The sequence below is a fragment of the Pseudofrankia sp. EUN1h genome (genome assembly GCF_001854645.1).
In the GTDB taxonomy this organism is placed as follows: domain Bacteria; phylum Actinomycetota; class Actinomycetes; order Frankiales; family Frankiaceae; genus Pseudofrankia; species Pseudofrankia saprophytica.
Map to the genome: position 1 here is coordinate 89,150 of NZ_MBLN01000036.1, position 25,823 is coordinate 114,972.

Sequence of the window (25,823 nt, forward strand, 5' to 3'; positions counted from 1 at the left end):
CGGCCGGACGGCGGCGGACGGGCGAGGGAGCGGATAGATGGGTGCTTCGGCTGATCCGCTGGTGACCGAGCTCTACCGGTACCCGGTGAAAGGGCTGTCCGCCGAGCCGATCGACGAGGTCGCGCTGAGCGTCGGCGAGGGCGTCCCCGGCGACCGGCTGTTCGCGCTCGCGCTGCCCGACACCCAGTTCGACGAGGAACGTCCGGTGGCGCTGCACAAGACACGGTTCCTGATGCTGCAGCGCGACGAGGCGCTCGCCAGGGTCCGCACCGGCTACGACCCGCCTACCGGCCAGCTCAGCGTCGACGACKGCACGCGCCGCTGGTCGGCCGACCTCGGCACCGCGGCCGGGCGGCGCGCCGTCGAGGAGTACTTCGGCGCGCTCGCCGCACCGACCGCCGGCACGTCCGACGCCGCTGCTCGGAGTAACCGAACGGACGGCTCGCCCGGCCTGAACAGTCCGGACGGGGTCCGCGCGCTGCCCCGGCTGGTCGAGGCCCATGGCGGGCACCGGTTCACCGACGCGGGGCCGGGCGGGCCGGACCTGATGCGCGCGGTCTCGGTCGTCAACCTGGCATCCGTGCGCGACCTCGCCCAGCGGGTCGGCCAACCGGTCCACCCGCTGCGGTTCCGGGCCAACGTCTACGTCGACGGCATCCCGGCCTGGGCCGAGCGCGACTGGGTCGGCCGGGAGATCGCCCTGGGCCCGGTGCGGGCCCAGGTGCTCTCCGTCACCCGGCGCTGCGCCGCGACCACCGTCAATCCGGATACCGCCGAGCGTGACCTCAAGGTCGTCAAGGAGCTTTCCGACCACTACGGTCATACCGAATGCGGCATCTACGTCCAGGTGCGCGGCGCAGGCACGGTGCGCCCTGGCGATCCAGTGACTCCGCCGCCGCCCGCGTAACGCCGTCAGCGCCGGGAGTCTCGAGAACGACCACGCCGAGGGGCCGCGCGACAATGGCGAAGCCTCGCGCGGCCGGAGGCGTGCCAGCGATGCGCCGTGGCGGCTTGCCGACCATGGACCAGGACCGGGAGGGCTCGTGCGGGTCGTGATCGCCGAGGATTCGGTGCTGCTGCGGGAGGGACTGTCCCGGCTGCTGACCGACGCGGGGTGCGAGATCGTGGCGGCGGTCGGCGACGGGCCGGCCCTGGTCGAGGCAATCATCGAGCACCGCCCGGACGTCTCGGTCGTCGACGTGCGGATGCCGCCGTCGAACCGTGACGAGGGGCTGCGGGCCGCGATCACAGCCCGCTCCACCGTGCCGGGCTCACCGGTGCTGGTATTCAGCCAGTACGTCGAGAAGCAGTACGCCGCCGAGCTGCTCGCCGACGGCGCCGGCAGCATCGGTTACCTGCTCAAGGACCGCGTCGCCGACGTCCGGGAGTTCGTCGACGCGGTCCGGCGAGTGGCCTCGGGCGGCACCGTGATGGATCCCGAGGTGGTCGCGCAGCTGCTCGTCCGTACCCGGCGCGACGACCCGATGGCCGCTCTGACCCCGCGGGAGCGCGAGGTGCTGCGGCTGATGGCCGAGGGACGCTCCAACGCGGCGATCGCCGGCGAGCTGGTGGTCAGCGCCGGCGCCGTCGAGAAGCACATCTCCAACGTCTTCTCCAAGCTGGGCCTGGAGGCGTCCGGCAGCGACCACCGCCGCGTGCTCGCCGTCCTGACCTACCTCCGCGAGTCCTAGCCGCTTCGGCCGGCCTGGCTGCCCACGCTAGGGCTAGATGTTGGCGGTGGCTCCGGAGCCACCGGTCCCGGAAAGCGACGCCGTGCCGTTGTCCGGCGCGCTGGCCGGAGGACTCGTCGTCTTGGGTGGCGCCGGCGGCGTGGTGGTCGGTGCCGAGGAGGTCGACGGCGGGGCGGTGGTGGGAGCGCCGCCGTCACCTGGCGGAGGCGAGGTGGTCGTGCGGGTCGGCGACGGCGTCGGCGAGGTGGTGGTGCGGGTCGGCGACGGCGTCGGCGAGGTCGTCGTGCGGGTCGGCGACGGCGTGGAGCTGGTGCCCCTGGTGGTGGTCGGCGGAGGCGGCGGGGTGGTCACGGGCGCCGACGAGGCACCCGCCCGCGACGGCGGCGCTGGCGTCGTCGTGGCGATCGGGCGGTCGTCGCTGACGAGCCGCGGCTTGCCGCCCGGGTCCGGGCGGCTGGTGGCGCCGACGGTCGGTGCGGCCGTCGGGCCGGGCGGGGTCGGCTGCCTGGTCGACGCGTCGCCGCCCGCTTTGCCCACCTCCAGGGAGGGCGCCACGATCGCGACGTCGGGAAAGTCCTGGGCGGACAGCTCGGCCGTCGGTGCCGGCCAGTTGAGCGCGGCGGTGATGCCCGCGACCGCCACGACCAACGACGCGGCGACCGCGATCGCCGGGCGGGTACGCCAGTCCGGCCCGTGGCGACGGCGCCCCTCGGCGCCGTCGATCGGCACCAGCGGCGCGCCCTGGCCGTCCGCGTAGTAGTGGCCGTCGGCGTCGTGGCGGTGAGCCGGGAACGGCACCACGTTCGACGCGGGGAGTTCGCTGAGGTCGACGTCCACCGTCGGTGGGTCGACGTCGTCGTCGGGCAGCCGCACTGGGCTGGTGACCGGGTCGACGGCGCTCTGATACTGGGACGACCGCGCCTGCGCGGCGGCGTCCGCCGCGTTGCCGTGGCCGGCCGCGGCCTGGGTGGCCTCGGCGTTGCCATGGCTGGCCGCGGAGCCGCCATCGGAGGCCTTCGCGAGGTTGACGGCGTGGCCGTGTGCTCCGGCGGCGTCCGCCGCCCCGTGACCGGTGGCCTTGGTCAGGTGGTCGGCGGCCGCCTGGGCGGCGTTCCCGCCGTGGTCGTGCGCGGCGCCGACGCCTTTGGTGGTCCCGTGGGCGGCCTTGGTCACGTTGTCGGCGGCCGCCTGGGCGAGGTTCCCGCCCTGGGCGTGGCCGGCCGCCGTCCCCTTGCCCGCCGCCGCCGTGGCGAGGTTCGAGCCGGCCGGTCCCGTACCGGCCGCGGCCACACCGACGTCTCCGGCCGCGCCGGAGGCGACGGTGGGCGCGTCCGTGAGCCCGGCCGCGGCCACGGCGCCAAGGCCGACGGCCCCCGCGACGTCGTGTCGGGTCTCGGCGTCCGTGTCCGTGTCGTCCGCGTTCGGCTCGGCGAACGCGGCGGCGCCAGCCATCGCGACGGCGGCGCCGGTGGTGCGGATCGGCAGCGAGGACGACTCCAGGCCGTAGCCCGTGCGGGAGGCGAGCCGCTCCTGGGCGGCCCGCTCATGCGCGGCGGCGCTGGCTGCCCGGTCGAAGGTGCGCGCGAGGCCGGCGCGCAGGCTGGTCGGCGCGGGCACCACGGCCCCGTCGATCATCTCCTCGGCGCTGACGCCGTGCGGGACGGGGGCGCTACGAGCCTGCGGCGACCCGGACCAGGCCAGCGCGCTGCCTCGGGCGAGCTCCAGCAGCCACGACCGCAGCCGATCCGGCTCGCTCAGCGGGTTCATCCGGGTGCGGGCCACGAGGGCAAACGCCGTGCCGGCCGCGGCGCGGGCGACCGTCGGGTCCCCCAGAACCACAAGGCACATCGAGAAGACGTCGTCCGCGTACCGATCGTAGAGATCGTCAAACGCCTGACGGTCGCCGCGGCGTACTCGTGCCACTAGGTCCGCGTCGCCGCCCATATCGCCCGCCACTCCTGTCGTTCTGTCGGACGCACCAATATTAGGAGCCAGGCCTTCCTTGGGCGTGAAGCTTGCGAAGATCGCCGTGTCGCGCGTTCGACAGCCCATCGGACTTGACGGTGATGGTCGTACTCGACCCATCAGGTGCCGATCCGTGACGCCCCACTCCCGAACATGGTCTCATCTGGGGCTACCGGACGTACAGCAGGTTCTTGGGTGAACCGCGTCGGTTACGGGACAAGTCGCCCCGAGGGACGCCGCCGCCGCCGCTGCCCGCCGGGCCGCTCTGGGCGGGGTCCGAGCGGCCTCGGTGTGCGCCAAATCCGCGCCACATGGCGGTCGCCGGATCCGGAAAATCATTATCTGATGATCCGTGGTGGAGCTGGTGGGAAAAGCTCGAATGAAAGCCGGCGATTCCGTCGCGTATTCGCGGCATGGCCGCCATTGGCGGTCGCCAGAAGCCGAAGGGCAACGCCCAGGGCGCCGGTCCGAAGGTCCGAAGGCGGCGAGCCCGGCCGGTGGTCGCCACCGGCCGGGCTCGGGTGCCCGTCCCTCGGCCGCGGGGGCCGTCTGGCCTCCCTGCCCGCGGGCGCTGGGTTGTCGCGCCGCCTGCCTACTGCGGCTGCTGGGCCAGCTTGACCTGGTCGGTGTGGGTCTGGCCATCGCGGGTGTAGGTGACGGTGACGGTGTCGCCGATCTCGTGTGCGCGCACCGCCGCGATCAGGGAGTCGGTGTCGGCCACCGCCCGGTCGTCGAGCTTGGTGATGACGTCGCCGACCTGCAGTCCGGCCTGCTCGGCGGGGCCGCCGCCGACGAGCGAGCGGATCTGGGCGCCCGCGCCGCCGGTGCCGGTCTGGTTGTTGCCCGTGTCCGACGCGCTCACGCCGATGTACGGGTGAGTCGCGTGACCGGTCGCGATCAGCTGCTGGGCGATCTTCTGCGCGTAGTTGCTGCCGATCGCGAAGCCGACGCCGATGTTGCCGGACTGCTGCTGCTGCTGACCGAACCCGCCGCCACCACTGTCAACGGTCGCGATCGCGCTGTTGATGCCGACGATCTGGCCCTTGCTGTTGACCAGCGGGCCACCCGAGTTGCCCGGGTTGATCGCCGTGTCGGTCTGGATCGCGTCGAGCACCGCGTTCTGGTCCTGCACCTCGCTGTCGCCGGTGCGCACCGGCCGGTGCACGGCGCTGACGATGCCGGAGGTGACCGTCCCGTTGAGGCCGAGCGGGCTGCCGACCGCGACCACCAGCTCGCCGATCTGCAGCGCGTCCGAGTCGCCGAACGTCGCGGCCGTGAGGCCGGTCTTGTTGATCTTGATGACCGCGAGGTCGGAGCTGGGGTCGGTACCCACCACGGTGGCGTCGAGCTGCTCGCCGTTCTGCAGCGTCACAGTGAGTGACCCGCCACTGGAGGCGCCCGACACGACGTGGTTGTTGGTCAGGATGTAGCCGTCCGCGCGGATGATGATGCCCGACCCGGTGCCGGCCTCGCTGCTGGACACCTCGGAGATCGTGACCACGCTCGGCAGGATGACCTGCGCGGCCTTGCTCACGGTGCCGTCGGCGGCCGGCGCGACGGGGGAGTTGTCGGTGTCGCGGGTCAGCCCCGAGCTGGTGACGACCTGGGAGGCGGAACCGTTGCTGTCGGCGACCAGGGCGCCGACGCCGCCGCCGATGCCGCCGCTGACGAGCACCAGCGCGATCGCCGCGGCGATCAGCCGGCGCCGTCCGCCCAGCGGGCCGGAGCGCGCCGAGTCGGTGTTCCGCCCGCCCGGCCCGCCCGGCCCGCCCGGCCCACCGGGGCCGACGGGCGAGCCGTACCCACCACTGGGTGGCGGGTACTGCGGGGTCGTCCACGGCTGGCCGGAAGGCTGGCCCGTCGACCAGGGCGATGGCGGTGACGGTGGCGACTGCGGGGATGGCGGGCCCCACGGGGAGCCCTGCCCGGGGCCTGTTGGCGGGTTGTTGGGGCCCGGCGTGCCCTCGGTGTTGAACACCGCGTGCGTCGGGAGGCCGCCGGTCGCGGCGCCGACCGGGACGGGGCCGGTCGCCGGGTTCGCGCCGCCGGCGTAGGGCATGTGCCCGAACCCGCCGGGCGGCCCCTGGGGAGCCGCGCCGGGTCCGGTGTTCTCGGCCGAGGCCGTCACAGGCGGGGCCCACGGCGAGCGGTACTCGGACGCGGCGTCAGGCACCTCCCGGGCATCGATCGGCCGGCCCTCCGCGTCGTTGTTGCCTGGCGCGGTGGTGTTGAAGGTGGGACGCGTTGTCATGAGATGCACTTTCCCGGCGGACCCTGAGCGATTCCTGAAATCCATCCAACGTTTCCGCTAAGCGGTCTCCATAGGCTATCGGTTATCGGACAGGCGGGTCCGGCGCGGTCGGTCTGCCGACAGCGCCCGGCGCCCTCCTGTCCTGCCGCCCACCGTCCACCGCGTGGCGGGCTGTCCCCGATGGCTGCTGAGGCCGCCGCCTGCGCGGCCGTGGGTTGGGTGAACCGGGCGACCGGCATGGCCGTGCTGGACCGGATCGCGCCCCGCCCGCCACCACCCGCCCTGTCATCCGTTCCCCGCTGGGGCGGCCGGCGGCATTTGCCACCGACCCGCGCGCACGGTATCGCGGATGTCGAGACGCCGGGGTCCCGGGCGCGATCGACGCAGACCGGCACGTCGGCTGGCGGCGGCCCGTCAGGTCAGAGCAGGTCAGACTGGTCTGGCTGGGACCGTCACAGGTTCGACTTGGTCAGGCCGGTGCCGGTGCCGGTGCCGGGCTCACGGGCGGCCAGCAGGTCGCGGATCTCGATCAGCAGCCGGGCCTCGTCGGACAGCACCGGCTCCTCCTCGACCGGCACCTGATCCCGCGTGCGCCGCTCGGCGAGCTTCGCCAGTGGCATCACGACGATGAAGTAGATCACGGCGGCGACGATGAGGAACGTGAGCAGGTCGTTGATGAACGCACCGTAGGCGAACACGCTATTGTGGATCTTGAAGTGCAGGGTGGAGAAGTTCGGCTGTCCGCCGATCGCCGCGATGAGTGGCGTGAAGATGTTCTTCACCAACGATGTGACCAGCGCGGTGAACGCGGTACCGACGACGACCGCCACGGCCAGGTCGATGATGTTGCCGCGCAAAATGAACTGCTTGAACCCTTTGAGCAGGTCCCGCATTTGCTCCCCCTCGTATCTGTCCTTCAGGCACCGGTCGGTGACCCGCGTGGGGCGAGGCCCGCCCGAGCGCGGGCGGGCCGTCCCGCTCCCCGCGGCCGCCGGGGCGGACGTGGGTGCGGGCCGGGCGCCATCTGACTGGCCACCGTAGACGAATGTCTCGAACGCCCGATTGGACGGCCTGAACCGAGCGAAAGCCGGGGGCATCGAGGTGGGGCACCGGATCGATGCGACCGCGTTGCGTGACCGACTGGTCTCCTCCGCGTGCCCGGTGGACGGCAATCCGTCATGATTTCGTCGTCCTATCCGCGTTGGTGCTCGGACGACGGCTTTGCGATCGAAATGCCCAGTGGCATGCTGAATGCTCTGTGGGCGACGAAGGTCCGGTTGATCAGGACCTGYCGCAATGGGGAACCAACGCCGGTGGTACACCGGTGTGAGGCAAAGCTGGCGTGAGGCCCGGATGGAGGCTGCCTGGTGACGGACGGTGCTCGCCGGCCCGGCCCGCCCGACCCGCGTCGGCCCGCGGTGCCAGGGCGTCGCGCTGACGAGACCGACGGATACCGGCAGGACGGCTACGGGCGCGCGTCATACCAGCGTGACGAGTACTACGAGGAACCGGAAGCCCGCCGCCCAACCGGCGGCCGCGGCGCTGGCCGGGCGGACGGCGCCGGCCACCCGGGAGGCGGCCGGCCGGGCTACGAGGGCGGCCGCGGGCGCGCCGGAGGCGAGCAGGGGTACGCCGGGCGCGACCGTGACAGGCCGGGGGCCTGGAGCCCGGACGAGCCCGCCCCGCGAGGCACCGGACCCGCCCGTGGCTACCGGGACGGCGCCCCCGCGCCCCGGCGCGGCGGCTACCAGGACACCGACGCCCGTGCCTCGGGTGGCACGGGTCGCCAGGACGGCTGGGGCGACCGCGACCGCGGACCGGCCGGGCGGGTCAGGCCAGCCGAGGACCCGGAGACAGATGGGTCGCCGGTCGGCACCGGGCAGCCGGCCAGGGGTGGTAGCGCCAGCGGCCGGTTCGCCGCCAGGCCGGGCGCGCCCGGCGGGGAGCGGACCAGGGCCGACGGACCGGGCCGCGTCGACGAGCGTCCCTGGCGTGCCGGAGATCGAGGCGGCGTGTCCCGTGCCGGCGACGCCGGCGGCGACGACGACGAGGGCGGCTTCCAGCCGAGCCGCGGGACCGGGCCGAGCCGTGGGACTGGGCCGAGCCGCGGGACCGGGCCGAGTCGTGGGACCGGGCCGCGCCGCGCGGCCACCGGGGCGGCCGCTTCCGCCGCCTCGCCGTCGCCCACCGGAACCGGCCGTTTCGCCAAGGTCAACGACCCCGAGGACGACGCCGACGAGGGCCTGAGCGGCGGTTCCGGCTCCGCTCGCGAGGCGCCTGACCCCGGGATGGGGCTGTTCCTGCGCCGGCTGGTGATCGCGCTGGTCTGGCTCGGGTTCGCGCTCGGCCTCGGTGTCGGCGCGGGCGTCGTGTGGGAGAAGGTCCGGCCCAGCGGAGAGAGCGCCGTGGYCTCGGCTCCGAGCGCCACGCCGACGGCGTCCGCGCCGGCGGATGGATCCCCGGCCCCGACGGCGAGCGCGTCGCCGACCTCGGCGGTGCCGCCGGACTGGGTCGCGTACACCACCACGGCCAGCAAGGCGAAGTCGACCTTCTCCCACCCCGGTGGCTGGGCGGTACGTGAGGACTCCACCGGGGTGTTCTTCGGTGAGCCGTCGGGGTCGCGGATGGTCGGCGTAGCCCGGCGAACCGGGGTCGACGGTGCCGGCGCGCTTTCCAAGGTGCAGGCGCTCGAGTTCGGCGGCCAGCCGAGCCTCGCCGTCACCGGCTCCGGCGACGTGACCGATCCGGTCTCCGGCGCCAAGGTGCGTGAGCTGACTGGCACCTATGTGAGGCAGGGCCAGAAGGTCTCCTACCTGATGCGCTCGGTCGACGCGCCCGGTGCCGTGTACATCCTGATCGTGCGGGTGCCCGCCGACTCCGACGGGGACCTCGACACCCTGATGACCGCGCTGCGCGCCTCCTTCCAGCCGGCCGCCTGAGGCCGCCGCCACGGAGGTGGAAGACGCCCCGGGTCGCGTCAGGTCGTCTCAGGTCCGTCAGCGGCCGGCGGGAGCCGGGTGGGCGCGCACCGCGCTCAGCAGCTGCCAGATCACCGACGTGGTGGCGAAGGCACTCGGACCGGTGGCCGGGGGCCAGCCATGGTCGACGTTCGGCAGGTAGTAGTCGACGACTCGGGCACCCGCGGCGCAGGTCGACTCAGTGCGCACCGCGTCCGTGGGGCTTGTCGCCTGGTCGGTCGGTACCAGCGTGACCGACGGCGTGGTGGGGACACCGGCGGCAGGGGAGGGCGGCGCCGCGATCGCGGCCCGGATCTGGGCCGGGGTCACCGCCGCGCTGCCCGTGCTGAGGGTCTCCGACAGCCGGGGCGCGCCGTCCGAGCCGGTGGCCGTGACATCGCCGGGGCTGGTCGGGGCCGCGCAGCGGTTCGCGGTCCGGAACGGGGCGAGACTCTGCTCGGTCGAGGTGACCGGCGAGCTGAGCGCCGGCTGCCACGGCGTCCCGGCGGCGGGCACGTACTGGTCCCTGCCGCCGTGCACCGAGACGACCGTGATCGGCGTGCTCGGCCGGCAGCCGGGCCGCTGCAGGCTGCCGGCGACGACCGCGATCCCGGCGAGGTCCTCGGGATGCTCGCAGGCGTACCGGTAGGCCATCATCCCGCCGTTGGAGAGCCCGATGATCACCACTCGGGCCGGGTCGATCGGGTAGTTGGTCTCCATGTGCTGGATCAGCGCATGCAGCCAGCCGACGTCGTCGATCGAAGTGCTGGCCGCCTTGTCGCAGCAGCTGCCCGCGTTCCACGATCCGTCGCTGCCGTCCGGGCTGACCAGCGCGAAGCCAGCGGTCTTCGCCAACTGGTCCAGTCCCCACCCGGCCACTTCACCGCCGTCGTGGTACAGGCTGTGCAGCGCGATGACCAGCGGGTACGGCCCCGCGGTGTCGGAGCCCGGCAGTATCAGCCGCAGGTTGCCGGTCCGGCCGGAGCGTTCGTACGCGTCCGGTCCGGCCGTGCGCGTCGCGGCGGCGGCCGCGGCCGGAGTGGAGCCCGGCAAGGCCTGGGTGGCTGGTCGATCGTCGGCGAGGACTCCACATCCGGCCAGAACTGGCGCGGCGAGCGCGAGGCTGAGAAGCCAGACCGTGACGGCCCGGCGGCAACGAACGGCCGACACAACGCCCATTCTGTCCGGTACTGTCCACCGGTTCGACCGCTGGTCGCCCGTCATGGCCGTCGGTGCTCGCTTTGCCACGTCCTGCCCCGACATGCGCCGCTTCACCCGGCCCACCGGCGGCGATGCCCAGGTCGTCGTCACCCAGCGCCGAGCGCGATCCCGCGGATGAACCGCCCCCCCCGTGAGCGGCCTGCGCCGGCCTCGTGAAGGGCCTCAGGGGCGCCGTCGCCGCGCTTCAGACCCCGTCCCCGCTGCGTCCCACCAATCCGCTCGCCGACCGACGAGAATCCTCCCGACCACCGGATCGGCCGGCACCGACCGGCCACGGCATCCGCCCGCTCGAACGGCGCGTCATGGCCGGCGGCGGGTCGGGTGCCACCTCGCGGCGCCGGATCGGCGGAACGGATCCGGCAGGTCAGCGGCGAGGTCGGCCCAGAGGCTGGGGGTCCGTCAGCCTGGCCGGGTGGGGCTGGAGATGCTGGCCAGCGGCAAGGCCGAGTTGGCAGATCGGTGTGATGGGCGGTTTCGTCGAACTGTCGAGCGTCGTCGGCCTAACTGCGGCACTCTGGGAGTGGGCACCAGCGCGGGCGCCGAGACGGCGCCGACACACGTCGCACCGCCAGGCGAGGCAGGAGACGCGACCGGAGCGAGCAGTCAGCAATCCGGAGGGATAACTCTCGGTGGACGAGATATCGGACATGGACCGTTCCCGCCTGCTTCTTGGGTGGCTGGCGGCGCGGCGGGCGGTGGACCACTGCCTGTCGGATCTGCTTGCCGCCGGACCGGCGGGCGAGCGGCGGGTCCGTGCTCAGCTCGAGCTCGTCGATGACCTGGAAAGCCGTGCTCAGGCTGCCTTCGACCGCTACCGTTCGGCCGCCGAGAAGACCGGTTCCACCTCCAAGCCGGACGCCCACCGGCCCCACCTCAACATCATCCGTGGTGACCGGGCCTGAGCGGCCCTTGTGGACCCTCATCGGCGGGACGCTGATGATCGGCCGATCGGCTGCGGTGAAGGAGACCCGGCGGTTGGCGCCACCGATGGCGACCGCCGTGGACGTCCGGGGCAAGGAACCGGCCGTCTCCGCGGGCGACCCCGCGCCGAGCGGCCTGACGGGCGCCGCGAGCGGCCTGACGGGTGCTACCCGGGGCCGGCGCCGGCCGCTGGTCAGCCAGCGGCGGTTGGTCGGCCAGTGGTTGGTGGGTCARCGGGATGGGAGACGGGATACCCCGATCGCGGTCGCGCCTCCATACGCCCCCCTCCGAGCGTAGGGTCGGCGCGACCGCGGCCGGGCGGGACCGTCCTTGACGAGTAGAGCCCTCCTACTCCACACGTCTGTGGTCCCAACGGCGGAGGGATCCCCATCACCTCCGCCTAGTCTCGACGTCCTGCTCTCTAACTGTCGCCGGTCCAAGCCGCGACTTCGAGGCCTGACCGGCAACGTTATGGGCCCCTACCCAGCTAGGCCGGGCTTACGCGCCCTTTTTGAATAGGTCGGCCGGGACCGTCCTGCCAAGGTTCAGGCATCCGGCGGCCGACTGACCACCGGATTTCGACTTCCCGAGCTGTCAGATGGCCGACAGCCCGCGTGTCTTGCGTCGTGCCCGACCAGCATCCGACGAACCGCACAGGTCACCGTGGCGCCCCTCGAGCGTCTTAGGCGATGATGTCGACCGGGGTGCCGGTCGGCACGGTTCCCGCCAGGCGAGTGATGGCGTCGTTGCTGAGCCGGATGCACCCGTGGGAGACGTCCTGGCCGAGCAGCTGCGGCTGGTTGGTGCCATGGATGCCGATCACCGGATCCTGGCCCTCGAAGGAGTCGAGGGTCGTGGAGAAGCCGCTGAGGCCGAATGCGTACGGACCATACGGACCGCTCGGGTTCGGTGGCTTGAGCAGCTCCGCCAGGTAGAACTGGCCACCCGGCGTCGGAGTGTCCGAGGTCCCGATCGCGACCTTCTCCACAGCGATCGAGGCGCCCGACTTGTAGAGCGTGAGGGTGTGCTGGCCGCGGGACACCACGATCCGGTACGGAGTGCTGCTCGCGGCCACCTGCTCGGCCTTGACCCAGCCGGTCGAGCCGTTCGGCTGGACCGGCAGCAGGACCTGCCACCAGCCCGGCATCTTGGCCGTGACGAGGAGGACGAGCTTCGCGCCGTCCTGATTCGGGTTGGCCAGCCGTAGCTTCGGAGTCGCGGCGGCGCCGGGTGCCCCGGGCGCCGGGTACACCGCGACCGAGTTACCGGTCGCGGTGAGGATCGTGCTGTCCACGCCGACCCCGGCCACGGCGGCCAGCTGGGTCTTCACCGGGTCCGGCATCTGGGTGGGGGTGGCTTCCGGGGTGCCGCCACCCCCACAGCCGGCCGCGGCGACGGCGACCAGAGCCGCCATCACCGCGGCGCGAGCGATCTTGCCGGAGAACCGCATGGATCAGCCGGTGAAGTGCGGGATGCCGGGGACAGCAGCGGCGGGCGGGGCGGTCGGCAGGCTGACCGGAACGGCAGGGAGGGCCGGGGCGCCGGGGCAGGTAGAGAAGCCGACGGCGGGGATCGCGACCAGCAGGACGTTGGTCGCCGCGTCCCATGGCGAGGCGATCACGGCTTTCGAGTGGGTGTTGAGCTTCTGGGTCTCGCCCGGCGCGATCGTCGAGATGCCGCCGCCGAGGTTGATGTCGAACCAGCCGAAGCCGAGTGCCTTGGCGCCGGTGTTCTTGATCGTCCAGTCCGGGCCGTTCGGGCCGCAGGTGGCGGTGATGAGCAGCGGGTTGACCTCGAAGTCCTCGATGCCGTTGATCTCCTTGTCGCAGGGGACCTTGATCGGCGAGAAGGAGTTGAAGGTGTCGCAGCCCTTCTTGAAGTCGATCTCACCGAAGCCCGGGACGACGATCACTCCGGGTGTGCCGGTGGCCGTCGGGCTCGCCGACGTCACCGCGGTGCTGGTCAGGCCGGCCTCGGGCGTCGGCGTCGGCGTCTCCGTCGAGGTGGCCGTGGCCGTGGCGCCGGGCGGGATGACCGCGGGCGGGCTGATGGTMACGCCGAGGCCGTTCGTCACGGGAGTCGCCGTGGCCGTGGGGCTGGCCGACGGGCTGGAGGCCGCTTCGGGGCTGGCACTCGGCGAGGGGGAAGCCGCCCACGCCGGAGCACCCACGGCGATCACCGCCGCGCCGATAGTGCCGGCCACGACGGCCCGCATTCTGGATTTACGCATGAATCCGTCTCCCTCGCAGACCGGCCCGCGCGGTTGCCACCCACGAGGGCTAGTTGGYCCGAGCCGACGGGGGCACTTCCCCTGCGCGCGCACCGGTACCGGTCAGGAACGGTACCAACAAGGCATAGCGGATACACAGGTAGGGTTACGATCTAGCGCTGCCGTTGGGTGTCGGTTTCCACGTAGGAAGCTTGTCCCACCACTAAGGGCGAGTTTTGCCATTGAGTGACAATCTCGCGGCGGGCCCCGCCGACCCCACGCCGGAGTGCGCCAGGCAGGTCACAGCCCGCCTGGTCCGGCGGGCGACCTGTGCGTCCCGTAAGCCGAGCCACCCCCGCACCTACGCGAAACGGCCGGTCCGCCTCCCGAAGGAGGACCGGACCGGCCGTTCTGTCGAGCGTCGCGTGGCGGCTACAGGTGCTCGACCACGAACTCGACCGCGCCGGTGAGCGCCTCCACGTCGGCCGGGTCGACCGCCGGGAAACACGCGATCCGCAGCTGGTTGCGGCCGAGCTTGCGGTATGGCTCGACGTCGACGACGCCATTCGCCCGCAACACCTTCGCGACCGCCGCCGCGTCCACTCCGTCGAAGTCGATCGTGACGACCACCTGCGAGCGATGCGCCGGGTCGGTCACGAACGGCACCGTGTAAGGGGTCTTCTCGGCCCAGGTGTAAAGGATCGAGCTCGACTCGGCGGTCCGGGACACGCACCAGTCCAGCCCACCCTGCCCGAGCATCCAGTCGAGCTGCTCGGCGAACAGGAACAGCGTCGCCACCGCCGGGGTGTTGTACGTCTGGTCCTTGGTGGAGTTGTCCAACGCGGTGGTCAGGTCCAGGAACGGCGGGATCCACCGGTCCGTCGCCCTGATCTCGGCGAGCCTCGCCTGCGCCGCCGGCGACATCAGCGCCACGAACAGGCCACCGTCCGAGCCGAAGCACTTCTGCGGCGCGAAGTAGTAGACGTCCGTCTCGGACACGTCGACCGGCAGGCCGCCCGCGCCGGAGGTGGCGTCGACCAGGTGGAGCGCGCCCTCGTCGGCACCGACCGGCCGGCGCACCCGCTTGGCGACACCGGTGGACGTCTCGTTGTGCGGCGTGGCGTACACGTCGACGCCCGCCAGCGGCGACCAGTCCGGGTGGGTGCCCGGCGCGGACTTCACCACCGAGGGCTCACCCAGGAACGGGGCGCCCTTGGTCGTGTCCGCGAACTTGCCGCCGAACTCGCCGAACACGAGGTGCTGTGCGCGCTCACGGACCAGGTTGAACGCCGCGGCGTCCCAGAACGCCGTGGACCCGCCGACGCCGAGCACGACCTCGTAGCCATCCGGCAGCGAGAACAGCTGGCCGAGCCCGGAGCGAACCCGTCCGACCAGGTTCTTCACCGGCTTCTGCCGGTGCGAGGTGCCGAGCAGCCCGGTTCCGCTCGCGGCCAGCGCCGCGACCGCCTCCGGACGGATCTTCGACGGGCCGCAGCCGAACCGGCCGTCGACCGGCCGCAGCTCGTCGGGAAGAACGATGTCGGTATCAGGCACTGGCTACATCCCCCAGGGGCCGCGGCGCCGGACCGACGTAGCGCGCGGACGGCCGAATGAGCCGGCCGGTGCGCTTCTGTTCCATCACATGCGCGCTCCAGCCCGCGGTCCGGGCACAGGTGAACATGGACGTGAACATATGCGCCGGCACCTCGGCGAAGTCGAGTACCACGGCCGACCAGAACTCGACGTTCGTGCGCAGCGGCCGGTCTGGGTAGCGGTTGGTGAGCTCCTCGATCGCCGCCGCCTCCAGCGCCTCGGCGACCTCGTAGCGGGGCGAGCCAAGGTCGCGGGCGGTGCGCCGCAGTACCCGGGCACGCGGGTCCTCGGCCCGGTACACCCGGTGGCCGAAACCCATCAGCCGCTCGTGGTTGTCCAGCGCGCGCTTCACGTAGCCGACCGGGTCGCCGGTGCGTTCCACCTCGTCGAGCATGGCGAGCACCCGGGACGGCGCGCCGCCGTGCAGCGGGCCGGACAGCGCGCCGACCGCGGCGGACAGCGCCGCCGCGCAGTCAGCGCCGGTGGAGGCGACCACGCGGGCGGTGAACGTCGACGCGTTCATGCCATGCTCGGCGGCCGACACCCAGTACGCGTCGACGGCCTGGACGTGCTTGGGGTCCGGCTCGCCACGCCAGCGGATCATGAACCGTTCGGTGATCGTGCGTGCCCTGTCGACCTCGGTCTGCGGCACCGCCGGCTGGCCGAGGCCGCGGGCGGACTGCGCGACGAACGACAGCGCCATCACGGAGGACCGGGCGAGGTCCTGGCGAGCCTGCTCGTCCGGGATGTCGATCAGCTGGCCGAAGCCCCAGTAGGGGGCGAGCATGGCCAACGCGCTCTGCACGTCGACTCTTATGTCGCCGGAGTGCACCGGCACCGGGAAAGGCTCGGCCGGCGGCAGGCCAGGCTCGAAGGAGCCGTCGACCAGGAGGCCCCACACATGGCCGTAGTCGACCTTGCCGACGAGATCCTCGATGTCGACGCCGCGATAGCGCAGCGCGCTGCCTTCCTTGTCCGGCTCGGCGATCTCGGTCTCAAAGGCGATCACGCCTTCCAGACCGGGCTTGAAATCGCTTGTCTTCTCGGCCATCGAGTCCGGATCTCCGCTCTATGTATCGCAGTGATTGCGTCCCCCGCGGCGAGCATCCTGCCGCCCGGGGCCCGGCGACGCCACGAACAGGCCCCGCCGACCATCCAACCCCTGGCAGGGGACGATCGTCCTGTCCGGGGCCGCAGGGAAACCCCCAGTGACGGGGAGGTGTCGTACTTCACATCCCGCGAAGCGGTCAGGCAGGTGAAACCTGCGTGTTACGGAGAGAACGGCGTACTGGTTCCGCCGGCGGCCTTTACTGCCGCGAGACCGCCRCTCTCTACCGGGAGCTCCGGTTCCCCGTGGCCCCGCGAGCGATGCCAGGATCGGCCCATGGCCGCCCCCGAGCCCGAGCCCACCCGGCCACGGTCTGCTTCGTCACCATCGGACCTGCCCCGCTCTGACTACGCCCACTCCGGTCAGGTCCATCCCGGACCCGCCCGCCTCGCTCGGGTCCCGGCGGAGGCCGACGCCCAGCTCGGCGCCGACCTCGCCGCGGTGCGCCGCGGTTATGGCGGTGGACGGCTTGACGAGAGCGACCTGGCGTCGACCTGGCTGGAGCAGTTCGCGCACTGGTTCGCCGACGCCGCCGCGCCTGGCTCCGGGGTGCTCGAGCCGAACGCCATGGTCTTCGCCACCGCCGACGCGGCCGGCCGGCCGAGCGCCCGTACGGTCCTGCTGAAGGGGTTCGGCGCCGAGGGATTCCTCCTCTTTACCAACTACACGTCCCGCAAAGGTCGGGAAAGCGCCGCCAACCCGCACGGCAGCCTGGTCTTCCCCTGGTACTCGCTGGAACGCCAGGTGATCGTGGTGGGGACCGTGGAGCGAGTGTCGGTGCAACGTTCTGCCGAGTACTTCCACTCTCGCCCCCGGGGCAGCCAGTTGGGCGCCTGGGCCAGCCACCAGTCGGCGGTGCTCTCGTCCCGGGAGGAGCTCGAGCGCCGCGACGCGGAGCTCGTCGAGCGCTGGCCGCCCGGGACGTCGATCCCGGTCCCGCCGTTCTGGGGCGGGCTGCTCGTGGTCCCGGAGACCGTCGAGTTCTGGCAGGGCCGCCCCGACCGCCTGCACGACCGCCTCCGCTACCGCCGCACGGCCCCACTTACCGGTAGGCCGGCCAGCGCGGTGGCAGCGGACGACAGTGAGGGGAGGTCGACCAAGGTGGACAGCGAGGAATGGTGGACAGTCGAGCGGCTCGCACCCTGACCCGGAATGGGCACGTGTGCCCCGCCGCCATGGCCGAGGTCCGTTCCCGGCTGCGCGACTGACGATGACCGCTCCAGCCCGAGCGGCTGACCAGGGCGACCGGTCACGTGCTGGAGGACGGCCCAACCAGAGCCGCCAGCGGGCTTGATCGCCAGATGTGTATCGAAATCCGAACTGGCGGGGCTTGGGCATTCGGATCCCGGTACACATCTGGCGATCATGGTTGGCCGGCGGAGACGAAGAAACCCCGGCTCGGGTCGAGCCGGGGTTTCTTGCGGGTCTTGCGGGTCTTGCGGGTCAGTCGCTCAGCCGAAGGCCTGCGCCGGGTGGGTGCGGGGGCCTAGCGCAGCGGGCGCTCCGGGGCGGCCTGGGCGGCCTGGGCGGCGATGGCGTCCACGTCCGCGTCCTGGGCGGCGGAGCGGGTCGACATCGGGACGTAGGAGCGCTCGTCGTAGCCGACGTAGAGCTGGCGCGGGCGGGCGATCTTCTGCTCGGGGTCGAGCAGGCCCTCCTCCCACTGGGCGAGCCAGCCCGGCATCCGGCCGATCGCGAACAGCACCGGGAACATCTCCACCGGGAAGCCCATCGCCTGGTAGATGATCCCGGTGTAGAAGTCGACGTTCGGGTAGAGCTTGCGGCTGATGAAGTAGTCGTCCTCGAGCGCGATCCGCTCCAGCTCCATCGCCAGGTCCAGCAGCGGGTTCGTGCCGGTGACCTTGAACACCTCGTCGGCGATCTGGCGGATCACCCGGGCGCGCGGGTCGTAGTTCTTGTAGATCCGGTGGCCGAAGCCCATCAACTTCTTCTTGCCGTCCTTCACCTGCGCGATGAAGCCCGGGATGTTCTCCGGCGAGCCGATCTCGCGCAGCATCCGCAGCACCTGCTCGTTGGCGCCGCCGTGCAGCGGGCCGTAGAGCGCGGCGATCGCCGCGGCGGCGGCCGAGAAGGGGTCGGCCTCGGAGCTGCCGACGGCGCGCATCGCGTTCGCGGAGCAGTTCTGCTCGTGGTCCGCGTGCAGGATGAACAGCACGTCGAGGGCGTGCTCGAGGACCGGGTCCGGGTCGTACTTGAGCTCCGTCGCCTTCCACATCATGTTGAGGAAGTTGCCGGCGTACGACAGGTCGTTGTCCGGGTAGACGTACGGGAACCCGACGGAGTGCCGGTAGGAGTACGCCGCGAGCGTGGTGATCTTCGCGATCAGCCGGACGATCTGCAGCCGGCGCAGCCCCGGATCCTTGATCTTCTTGGCGTCCGGGTAGAAGGTCGACAGTGCGCCCACGGACGAGACCAGCATGCCCATCGGATGGGCGTCATGGTGGAAGCCGTCGATGAACTTCTTGATCGACTCGTGCACCAGGGTGTGGTGCGTGATCTCGTCTTCCCAGGTGAACAGTTCGTCCTTGGTCGGCAACTCTCCCGCGAGCAGGAGGTAGGCGACCTCCAGGAAGCTGCTCTTCTCCGCGACGTCCTGGATTGGGTAGCCGCGGTACCGCAGGATGCCGGCGTCGCCGTCGATGAACGTGATGGCGCTGCGACAGCTCGCCGTGTTGGTGAACGCAGGGTCGTAGGTCATCAGCCCGAAGTCGGCGTCGTCGACCTTGATCTTGCGAAAGTCGGCCGCGGGCACGGCGCCGTCTTTAATCGGAATCTCGTAGCTACGACCGGTGCGGTTGTCGGTCACGGTCAGGGTGCTGACCTGCTCGGACACGCCGGGCTCCTCTCGCTGTGGCAGCGCAGTCGGTCGACGGGCTGGCACGACGCCGGCGCCACGAGTCCGGGTAACGGAAGCCCTCGCGCCGGTTTGCTGGCAGTTCGTTACTCCCAAGTCTGGCCGCTCGGCGCGCCACATGCGCGTGATCGGAGTGGAACATCCGACGTGGGTTGCGCCACCCGGTCCGTCCCGCGTAGCCGGGTTGGTCTGCTGCGTCGCCACAGCCATGCGTAGCGCCCTGAGCTAGCCACAATTCGTGGTCGTAACGCTCGTCGACCTTGGTTCCGGTAGCTCTCGATCGTTATTGGTGGGAACGCGTTGTGTATCAGGTATCGCCTGGCGTGTGCCCGTAGTACCGGATTGCCCGCCCGGTCCCCACTGCCCTTGGCATCGCTTCGAGAGGACGGCAAAAGAGTCTATTTGCCGATATTTGAAATTACGTAGAGTAGTTTAAAACGCACCGAACGAGACCATCTGGCCCCGGTCGAGCTCGACGAACGGTCGGGCCCAGCGCGCCGAGGCGGTCAGCCCTGGCTGGGCAGTGGAACGGCGGACGGATCGTCGTCCGCCCGGTCGCGTAGCCAGGCCAGCACCGCCAGGATCCGGCGGTTGTCGTCCGCGGTGACCTGAAGATCCAACTTCGCCAGCACGCTCGCGACGTGGTTCTCCACGGTCTTCGGAGAGAGGTGCAGCACGGCGCCGATGCCCTGGTTCGACCGTCCCTCCGCCATGTGGCGCAGCACGGTCCGCTCTCGGGCGGTCAGCCGGGCCAGCGAGCTCGCCTGGCGGCGATGCTCGAGCAGCGGGGCGACGATCTGCTCGTCCACAACCAGCCGGCCCGACGCGACCCGGCGCAACGCGTCCAGCAGCGTGTCGACGTCGTCGACCCGGTCCTTGAGCAGGTAGCCCACCCCGCCGGAGCCGTCGCCGAGCAGCCGCACGGCGTGCGGTGCCTCGGCATACGTCGACAGCACCACCACGCCGATCTCCGGGTGGGTCGCGCGCAGCCTCTCGGCGGCCCGCACGCCCTCGTCGACGAAGGTCGGTGGCATCCGGATGTCGAGGATCACCGCGTCCGGGGGATCGGTGGCGACGGCGGCCAGCAGCGCCTCGGCTGTCCCGGCGGCGACCGTCACCTCGACGCCGACGCGGCGCAGGAGGAGGACCAGGCCGTCGCGAAAGAGGGCCGAGTCGTCGGCGACGGCTACCCGCATGAGAACCCCGTCGCTCAGGTGATCGGGATGGCCGCGGTGAGCGTCGTGCCGCTGCCCGGCGGGCTGCTGATGGTCAGACGGCCACCCAGCGCGTGGAGCCGGTCGCTCAGCCCGGCGAGGCCGCCGTCCGGCGTGGCCCGCGCGCCGCCCTGGCCGTTGTCGGTGACGGTGAGGGTGAGGGTGAGGGGGGTACAGGTGATCGTGACGGCGGCGGCGGTGGCCTGGGCGTGCTTGACGGCGTTGGTGAGCGCCTCGCAGGCGGTGTAATACGCGCTGGCCTCGATGGCGGGGGCGAGACGTTCGTCTGGGGCGGTGATGGTGATCGCGAGGGGAAGCGCGTCCGCGACGGCCTCGAGCGCGGGGGCGAGACCGCCGCCGGCGAGGAGGGCGGGGTAGAGGCCGCGGGCGAGGGTGCGCAGCTCGGCGAGGGCGGCGGCGAGGTCGCCGCGGGCGGCGTCCAGGGCGGCGAGGGTTTCGGGCTCGGTCGTGGTGTGGCGGGCGACGCCGAGGCGGGTACCCAGCGCCAGGAGCCGTTGCTGGGCCCCGTCGTGGAGATCGCGTTCGAGGCGGCGGCGGGCCTCGTAGGCGGCCGCGTTGGCGCGGGCGGACGAGGCGACGATCTGTTCGAGACGGGCGTCGGCGGTCGCCTTCAGCCGGACGTTCTCCAACGCGACCGCGAGCGCCTTCACCGTCACGTCGACGAAGTCCCGGGGTCCGCCCTGCCGGGCGTTCAGGACGACCACCGCGAGGGGGCGGCCGTCACGGTCGCGCAACGGGAATCGGACGATGCCCTTGGCGGGGTCCGGGGGATCAGCCGGCGCGCCGTTCGCGACGATGTAGCGCTTGTCGTCCTCGACCCACAGATGGATCTCGCCCGTCGGGTCACCCAGCGCCGTCCGCAGCACTCTCCTGACGTCCGCCAGCGACGGCGGCACCGGCAGTGACGCCAGCAGCAGCGTGGTCCGTTYGCGGGCCAGCCGGCAGCGCACCGCCGCGGCGGCGAACGATCCGGGGATCGYGAGCAACGCGAGGACCGTCGGAAGGTATAYGCGGCCCCCCGGCGCCATCCMGAACAGCGTGGTGAGGAGGCAGGCCGTCGCCAGCACGAGCATCACCGGGGCCAGGAAGCGGCACTCGGACCTGCTCGTGCGTATCTGCCCGTCACTCGGTGGCGAGACCAGAGACCACGCCATGTCAGCACACCCTCCGATGCTGAGGAGCCATGTCATAAGCCTGACACGGTCCGTCACAGCCTCGGCGCCAGGATGGGGGTAACCACCTACCTCGTCGTCCAGATCCGCCCGTTGGTGGTCTTACGTCGCCCGAGCGGTGGCTTCCGAAGGGTCGTCCGGGCGAGAGCTCGCCGATGGTCCCTTCCGCCGGGCCCGCGAGGGGGCCCGGTACATCCTGAGCTTCGCTAACGAGTACCGTCGGACGATGGAGACCGCGGCGATGCCCGAACTCGCGTCGGCGTTGCGCTTGTCCGTCATGCGGCTGTCCCGACGGATGCGTCAGGAGCGTTCCAGCAGCCTCTCGCCGACGCAGATCGYCGCGCTCGCCACGCTCGAGCGGCACGGCCCGATGACGCTCGGCGAGATCGCCGCGCACGAGCGGGTGCAGCCGCCGTCGATGACCAGGGTCATCACCTATCTCGCGGACGCCGGCCTGGCCGCGCGGTCCGCGCATCCCACCGACGGCCGTCAGGTCATCGCGGAGATCACCGCGGCCGGCCGCGCCCTGCTCGAGTCCGACCGGCGCCGGCGGGACGAGTGGCTGGCCGAGCGCCTGACCCAGCTGTCCGATGACGACATCGCCGCGCTCGGCCGCGCGGCTCCCATCCTCGAACGCCTCGCCGGGTCCTGACCCTCGCCGGTTCCGACCCTCGGTGGCGCCCCCGCCGTGCCGGTGTTCCCCCCACCGCCCCGGCGCCCGGCCTGGCGGCCGTCACAGCTCGACCCAGCCGCCGCTGTCCCGCGAGCGGCGCGCGGCGTCTCGCAGCCTGGTGACGGTCAGCAGGTCGTGCACGGTGGCGCCGCGGACCATCGCGGGGTCGCCCAGCTCGACCGCGCGCACCAGGTCGTAGGCCGCCTCGACCAGGCCTGGACGGTCGGAGGCCGGGGCGGGTGTCCAGACGGTGCGCACTCCGTCGTGGTCGGCCAGCCGGACCCGGCGGCCCTCGACGACGATCCGCCCCCGCTCTCCACACAGCGTGAACGTCGCCTCGTCGAGCGTCCCGCCCATCTGCTCGTGCACCAGGACCGTCGCGCCGCTCGCGGTCAGGAGCGCGAGGGTGACGGGCGCGGTCTCCGTGAGCCGGCGCGCCGGCATGACCTCCGGATCGGCGCACACGGCCAGCACGTCGCCGCACCAGCGGACCGTGAGATCGAGGATCTCCGCCCGGCCCAGCGGCCCGGACGGCGCACCCACCACCGTCATCTGGGTGAGGCGGCCGAGCGTGGGCACCGATTCCTGCACGTGCCAGGCGGCCGGCCATGCCCGGTCGTCGAAGGCGACGACATGGGCGAGGTCCGCGTCCTCGGCGACGTCGGCCACGGCGCGCAGCGCGGCGGGGTCATCGGTCACCGCGCGCACCATCAGCACGTGCAGCCCCGCCTCGGCGGCTCGCTGGGCGATCAGATCCGAAGCCGGCGGCGCCAGCTCGATGCACACGGCCTCGATGTCGTCCGACAGCAGCGCGACCAGGTCGGCGTAGGCCCGCGGCGCCTCGATGTCCGCCGCCCAGGCCAGCGACTCCAGCGGCTCGGGCGCGAGCAGCCCGACCACCTCCAGCCCGGCCTCCCGCAGCAGCGCGGCGGTCGCGCGCTCCGAACCGTCGGTGACCAGCGCGGTGACGACCGRCAGCCGCGCGGGGTCCGCCAGGCGCCGCGCGGCGCGCTGTCGCTCCCGCCAGGCCCGCGCGACCATCGGGTCGCGCGGGCCGACAAGCTCAGGCACGGTGGTCATGGCTAGAGATAGTGCCCCTGCCCGGCGCCCGGTGAAGGCCGCTCCGCGCGAGCCATGCCGGCGAATCCCGCGGCGGCAGGGCGCTTCGGCCGCTGGCGGCCGGGGTGAGGACCAAGGAGGACGCGATGTCCGCTGAGCCGACCGCGGCCGGGCGGGGCCTCGCCCGGGAAGCGCCGCCTTCGGGTGTGACTTCCGCGACTCCTGTGACCTCCCGGACGTCTATGACCTCCGCCACCTCCGCCACCTCCGGGACGTCCGGGGGCCGTCCGGCCGGGGCGAGGCTGTTCGTGGCCGTCACACCGCCGGTCGAGGTGATCGAGGCGCTGGTCGCGGCGGTCGGTCGGGCCCGGCCAGTGGCGCCGGCACTGCGCTGGGTCGACCGGGAGCGGATCCATCTGACATTGGCGTTCCTCGGCCCGGTCGACGACGCGCCGCGCGCGGATCTGGCTGATCGGCTCGGCCGGGTGGCGCACCGCCACCCTCCGGTCGCCGTGGAGCTGGCGGGGGCGGGCCGGTTCGGGCACCGGGTGCTGTGGGCGGGCGTCACCGGCGAGTTGGCCCCGTTGGCCGCCGGGGTTCGGCGCGCGGCGGCCAAGGCCGGGATCGCTGGCCTCGACGATCGGCCGCTGCGCGCGCACCTGACGTTGGCGCGGGCGCGCGACGACCGGCGGCCGGGACAGGACGGTGGCGGCCGAGCCGCCTCCGGACGGGAGCGGGGGCCGGGCGCCGCCGACCTGGAACCGGCGCTGGTGGCGCTCGGGGAGCTGCCGGCACTGGCGTGGACGGTCGACCATTTCGATCTCGTGAGGAGCGTGCTGGGCCCTCATCCGCGCTACACCGTCGAGTCCACGTGGCCTCTGGTTGGGGCCTGATTCGACCTCGCCCAGCGGTCAAAAATCCACTTTGTTCAGTCAAGTACTTGAAAAGTGAATTACAACACATCATGAAAACGTTGGCGGCCGCGCTACGAGTGTGTTTCCGTTGCTTTCGTGCTGAAGCCGGCCTACCTGGTGACCAGGGGCTACATCGACCTGCTCCGGGTCGCCTCCGCGGCCTGTCCGGTCCGCTGAAGACCCCGTCGCCCTAGCCGCCAGCCACTCCCCGCTCGCCCGCGTCGCCGGTCTCCCGGCGTCGCGGCCGACCACCTCGCGCCGCCAGACCGGTCGCGAACCAGACCTCCTCGCCGCGCCCGTCGACGAAGCCGGCGGCGAGCACGAGGTCACCGCCCCCGGCCGGCGCAGGTCCGTCCCAGCTTCGAGCCATCCCCGCTTCGAGCCGACCCCACCGGCGCAGCCATCGTCACGCCGCCGCTCGTCCCGCGCCGCCCTGCCTGAGGAGATCCACATGCCGCCGCAGCCCGCCACCGTCCCCGCGCCTCCGACCTCGCCGCGGGTGCCCGCGCTCGCGACCATCCATACCGTCCGCCGTCCGGCGGGCGCGCCGGACGAGCCCACCGGGGCCGGGGCACGTGCCCGGGCCGGTGCGCCGGGCGGCCCCGCCGAGCGCTTCGACCTTCGCCAGCTCCATCGCGCCCCCGTCGCCGTGCGCGCGGTGACCGGGGCCGCAGCGGCCACGTCGGGAGCCGGCGGCAGCCCGTTCGGCCCGGCCGGGGCGTCGGGCGGGCGCGGCGGGCTCACGGTCGACCGGTCCGCCTGGGCTGCCTGGCTCGACGGTGAGCTGCTGGACCTCACGTACCTCGAGTTCGAGGTGCTCGACTTCCTGGTCCGCCACCCCGGCCGGGTGTACTCACGGGCGGCGCTGCTTCGCCACGTCTGGGGACACCACGTCGACGACGACCCCGGCCAGGCCGGGCGCACCGTCGACGTGCTGGTGACCCGGCTGCGCCGCAAGCTCGGAACCGAGCACCGATTCCGGATCGAGACCGTCCGCCGGGTCGGCTATCGCTACCGTCCCGCCGCGGCCGACAGGCTCGGCTGACGGCGCGGTGGGCCGGGACGGTGGCCTCGGTGCCGCCGTACCGGCCCCATCCGCGTGATCCTGGTCCAAATCACCTCGAGTTCTGGCTGCATGGTGGCGGCGGGAACTGTTGGGTAGAGACGTGAATCCGTCGACGGAGTTCGCCGAGAGCCCTCCGGCCACGCGAGGCCTCGCCCTCGCGTGGCCGTCGGCGGGGAAGGGCTGGTGGGGCACCCGATGACGGACGCGGACTTCCTCGCGGATGTCGACCCAGCACTGGCCGAGGTGCCGGACACGGCCCGGGAGCCACGGCCGGTGGTGCTGGGCCGCCGCGCGCCGGGGGCCGCGCCCACCGTCGACGCGGGGGCGCTACGGCAGGTCTTCCGCCGGCACGCGGCCGGTGTCGCGGTCGTCACCCTGACCGGGCCCGCCGGCCCGGTGGGGTTCACCGCGACGTCGGTCACGTCGCTGTCGGCCGCGCCGCCGCTGCTGTCGTTGTCGCTGTCGGCCACGTCGTCGAGCGCGCCCGCGATGCTGGCCGCCGAGACGCTGGTGGTGCACCTGCTCTCGTCCGATCATGAGGAGATCGCGCGCCGGTTCGCGACGAGCGGCGTCGACCGGTTCGCGCCGCCGGTCCGCTGGCGCACCCTGCCGACCGGCGAGCCGGTGCTGTCCGACGCGGCCGTGTGGCTGCGGGCGAGGATCGAGCATCGGATCGCGGCCGGCGAGAGCTACCTCGTCGTCGCCGAGGTGGTGGACAGTCGGATCGACCGGACGGACGAGCCGCTCCTGTACCACGACGGCCGTTACGGCACGATCTCCGAGGCGCTCGCGCGGAACGAGGCACCCGGGTCAGACCCGGCTCCCGAGGGTTAGTAGCCCGTGCGCCTGACGGCGCACCCTGATCGGGTGAAAACTGTCTGTGGATCGTCTGGCTGACGTCGTGCCGCCTTGG

Annotated in this window: 22 protein-coding genes; 9 read left to right on the plus strand and 13 right to left on the minus strand. The window is 72.4% G+C overall.

What is annotated here, in order from left to right; genetic code table 11:
- Window positions 1–37: 37 nt before the first annotated feature.
- Entirely contained in the window at window positions 38–907 is an 870-nt protein-coding gene (locus tag BCD49_RS08530) for an MOSC domain-containing protein (RefSeq protein ID WP_071041358.1), read from the plus strand.
- A 136-nt stretch (window positions 908–1,043) separates the two neighbouring features.
- Window positions 1,044–1,691 (plus strand): response regulator transcription factor, encoded by a 648-nt coding sequence (locus BCD49_RS08535; protein WP_007516976.1) that lies wholly within the window; start codon window positions 1,044–1,046, stop codon window positions 1,689–1,691.
- Window positions 1,692–1,724: 33 nt separating this feature from the next.
- Here the strand turns inward: BCD49_RS08535 and BCD49_RS44030 are convergent, their stop codons facing one another.
- The 3 genes from BCD49_RS44030 to mscL form a co-directional block, all read right to left on the minus strand.
- Entirely contained in the window at window positions 1,725–3,539 is a 1,815-nt protein-coding gene (locus tag BCD49_RS44030) for a hypothetical protein (RefSeq protein WP_198939429.1), read from the minus strand.
- A 709-nt stretch (window positions 3,540–4,248) separates the two neighbouring features.
- The gene (locus BCD49_RS08545) at window positions 4,249–5,907 is read right to left on the minus strand and encodes a S1C family serine protease (RefSeq protein WP_027140291.1); all 1,659 of its coding nucleotides are present in this window, start codon (window positions 5,905–5,907) and stop codon (window positions 4,249–4,251) included.
- 452 nt (window positions 5,908–6,359) lie between these two features.
- The gene (mscL, locus tag BCD49_RS08550) at window positions 6,360–6,800 is read right to left on the minus strand and encodes a large conductance mechanosensitive channel protein MscL (protein WP_007516981.1); all 441 of its coding nucleotides are present in this window, start codon (window positions 6,798–6,800) and stop codon (window positions 6,360–6,362) included.
- A 474-nt stretch (window positions 6,801–7,274) separates the two neighbouring features.
- Here mscL and BCD49_RS44930 point away from each other — a divergent pair, with 474 nt between their 5' ends.
- Window positions 7,275–8,846, plus strand: a complete 1,572-nt coding sequence (locus BCD49_RS44930; protein ID WP_071041359.1) for a hypothetical protein — start codon at window positions 7,275–7,277, stop codon at window positions 8,844–8,846.
- A gap of 57 nt (window positions 8,847–8,903) precedes the next feature.
- On the opposite strand, the gene BCD49_RS08560 is transcribed toward BCD49_RS44930, so the two are convergent.
- Window positions 8,904–10,043: an alpha/beta hydrolase family esterase gene (locus tag BCD49_RS08560; protein WP_035924364.1), complete on the minus strand. Its 1,140-nt coding sequence runs from the start codon at window positions 10,041–10,043 to the stop codon at window positions 8,904–8,906.
- A gap of 671 nt (window positions 10,044–10,714) precedes the next feature.
- Between BCD49_RS08560 and BCD49_RS08565 the strand changes: the two genes are divergently transcribed.
- The gene (locus tag BCD49_RS08565; protein WP_007516986.1) at window positions 10,715–10,987 is read left to right on the plus strand and encodes a hypothetical protein; all 273 of its coding nucleotides are present in this window, start codon (window positions 10,715–10,717) and stop codon (window positions 10,985–10,987) included.
- 701 nt (window positions 10,988–11,688) lie between these two features.
- Here BCD49_RS08565 and BCD49_RS08575 read toward each other — a convergent pair.
- The 4 genes from BCD49_RS08575 to BCD49_RS08590 form a co-directional block, all read right to left on the minus strand.
- Window positions 11,689–12,456 (minus strand): L,D-transpeptidase, encoded by a 768-nt coding sequence (locus BCD49_RS08575; protein ID WP_007516990.1) that lies wholly within the window; start codon window positions 12,454–12,456, stop codon window positions 11,689–11,691.
- Window positions 12,457–12,459: 3 nt separating this feature from the next.
- Window positions 12,460–13,236 (minus strand): hypothetical protein, encoded by a 777-nt coding sequence (locus tag BCD49_RS08580; RefSeq protein ID WP_007516993.1) that lies wholly within the window; start codon window positions 13,234–13,236, stop codon window positions 12,460–12,462.
- Between the two features lie 411 nt (window positions 13,237–13,647).
- Entirely contained in the window at window positions 13,648–14,769 is a 1,122-nt protein-coding gene (gene serC, locus BCD49_RS08585; RefSeq protein ID WP_007516994.1) for a phosphoserine transaminase, read from the minus strand.
- A complete protein-coding gene (locus BCD49_RS08590) occupies window positions 14,762–15,859 on the minus strand; it encodes a citrate synthase 2 (RefSeq protein WP_007516996.1) in 1,098 nt (365 codons plus the stop codon). The genes serC and BCD49_RS08590 overlap by 8 nt, the downstream gene beginning before the upstream one ends.
- A gap of 333 nt (window positions 15,860–16,192) precedes the next feature.
- Here BCD49_RS08590 and pdxH point away from each other — a divergent pair, with 333 nt between their 5' ends.
- Window positions 16,193–17,062, plus strand: a complete 870-nt coding sequence (gene pdxH, locus BCD49_RS08595; protein ID WP_007516998.1) for a pyridoxamine 5'-phosphate oxidase — start codon at window positions 16,193–16,195, stop codon at window positions 17,060–17,062.
- A gap of 340 nt (window positions 17,063–17,402) precedes the next feature.
- Here the strand turns inward: pdxH and BCD49_RS08600 are convergent, their stop codons facing one another.
- The 3 genes from BCD49_RS08600 to BCD49_RS08610 form a co-directional block, all read right to left on the minus strand.
- A complete protein-coding gene (locus BCD49_RS08600) occupies window positions 17,403–18,770 on the minus strand; it encodes a citrate synthase (protein ID WP_007517001.1) in 1,368 nt (455 codons plus the stop codon).
- Window positions 18,771–19,297: 527 nt separating this feature from the next.
- A complete protein-coding gene (locus BCD49_RS08605; RefSeq protein WP_007517003.1) occupies window positions 19,298–19,987 on the minus strand; it encodes a response regulator transcription factor in 690 nt (229 codons plus the stop codon).
- A gap of 14 nt (window positions 19,988–20,001) precedes the next feature.
- A complete protein-coding gene (locus tag BCD49_RS08610; protein ID WP_071041360.1) occupies window positions 20,002–21,180 on the minus strand; it encodes a sensor histidine kinase in 1,179 nt (392 codons plus the stop codon).
- A 259-nt stretch (window positions 21,181–21,439) separates the two neighbouring features.
- On the opposite strand from BCD49_RS08610, the gene BCD49_RS08615 reads away from it, so the two are divergent.
- Window positions 21,440–21,850 (plus strand): MarR family transcriptional regulator, encoded by a 411-nt coding sequence (locus tag BCD49_RS08615; RefSeq protein WP_241832292.1) that lies wholly within the window; start codon window positions 21,440–21,442, stop codon window positions 21,848–21,850.
- A gap of 81 nt (window positions 21,851–21,931) precedes the next feature.
- On the opposite strand, the gene BCD49_RS08620 is transcribed toward BCD49_RS08615, so the two are convergent.
- Window positions 21,932–22,951: a Gfo/Idh/MocA family oxidoreductase gene (locus BCD49_RS08620; protein WP_071041362.1), complete on the minus strand. Its 1,020-nt coding sequence runs from the start codon at window positions 22,949–22,951 to the stop codon at window positions 21,932–21,934.
- A gap of 287 nt (window positions 22,952–23,238) precedes the next feature.
- On the opposite strand from BCD49_RS08620, the gene thpR reads away from it, so the two are divergent.
- On the plus strand, window positions 23,239–23,823 hold the full coding sequence (thpR, locus tag BCD49_RS08625; protein ID WP_035926449.1) for an RNA 2',3'-cyclic phosphodiesterase: 585 nt from the start codon (window positions 23,239–23,241) through the stop codon (window positions 23,821–23,823).
- A gap of 211 nt (window positions 23,824–24,034) precedes the next feature.
- On the opposite strand, the gene BCD49_RS08630 is transcribed toward thpR, so the two are convergent.
- Window positions 24,035–24,214: a hypothetical protein gene (locus BCD49_RS08630; protein WP_027140289.1), complete on the minus strand. Its 180-nt coding sequence runs from the start codon at window positions 24,212–24,214 to the stop codon at window positions 24,035–24,037.
- A gap of 81 nt (window positions 24,215–24,295) precedes the next feature.
- Between BCD49_RS08630 and BCD49_RS08635 the strand changes: the two genes are divergently transcribed.
- Together BCD49_RS08635 and BCD49_RS08640 are read left to right on the plus strand one after the other, a co-directional pair.
- Entirely contained in the window at window positions 24,296–24,889 is a 594-nt protein-coding gene (locus tag BCD49_RS08635; RefSeq protein WP_007517011.1) for a winged helix-turn-helix domain-containing protein, read from the plus strand.
- A gap of 216 nt (window positions 24,890–25,105) precedes the next feature.
- On the plus strand, window positions 25,106–25,744 hold the full coding sequence (locus BCD49_RS08640; protein ID WP_051466149.1) for a flavin reductase family protein: 639 nt from the start codon (window positions 25,106–25,108) through the stop codon (window positions 25,742–25,744).
- The last annotated feature ends 79 nt before the right edge of the window (window positions 25,745–25,823 follow it).

What these genes read in the sequence shown, in the direction of transcription:
- BCD49_RS08630 (WP_027140289.1), bottom strand. Translation starts at nt 24,214, where the DNA reads ATGGCTCGAAGCTGGGACGGACCTGCGCCGGCCGGGGGCGGTGACCTC.
- BCD49_RS08605 (WP_007517003.1), bottom strand. Translation starts at nt 19,987, where the DNA reads ATGCGGGTAGCCGTCGCCGACGACTCGGCCCTCTTTCGCGACGGCCTG.
- pdxH (WP_007516998.1), top strand. Translation starts at nt 16,193, where the DNA reads ATGGCCGCCCCCGAGCCCGAGCCCACCCGGCCACGGTCTGCTTCGTCA.
- BCD49_RS44030 (WP_198939429.1), bottom strand. Translation starts at nt 3,539, where the DNA reads ATGTGCCTTGTGGTTCTGGGGGACCCGACGGTCGCCCGCGCCGCGGCC.
- BCD49_RS08545 (WP_027140291.1), bottom strand. Translation starts at nt 5,907, where the DNA reads ATGACAACGCGTCCCACCTTCAACACCACCGCGCCAGGCAACAACGAC.
- mscL (WP_007516981.1), bottom strand. Translation starts at nt 6,800, where the DNA reads ATGCGGGACCTGCTCAAAGGGTTCAAGCAGTTCATTTTGCGCGGCAAC.
- BCD49_RS08590 (WP_007516996.1), bottom strand. Translation starts at nt 15,859, where the DNA reads ATGGCCGAGAAGACAAGCGATTTCAAGCCCGGTCTGGAAGGCGTGATC.
- BCD49_RS08635 (WP_007517011.1), top strand. Translation starts at nt 24,296, where the DNA reads ATGCCGCCGCAGCCCGCCACCGTCCCCGCGCCTCCGACCTCGCCGCGG.
- BCD49_RS08575 (WP_007516990.1), bottom strand. Translation starts at nt 12,456, where the DNA reads ATGCGGTTCTCCGGCAAGATCGCTCGCGCCGCGGTGATGGCGGCTCTG.
- BCD49_RS08640 (WP_051466149.1), top strand. Translation starts at nt 25,106, where the DNA reads ATGACGGACGCGGACTTCCTCGCGGATGTCGACCCAGCACTGGCCGAG.
- BCD49_RS08560 (WP_035924364.1), bottom strand. Translation starts at nt 10,043, where the DNA reads ATGGGCGTTGTGTCGGCCGTTCGTTGCCGCCGGGCCGTCACGGTCTGG.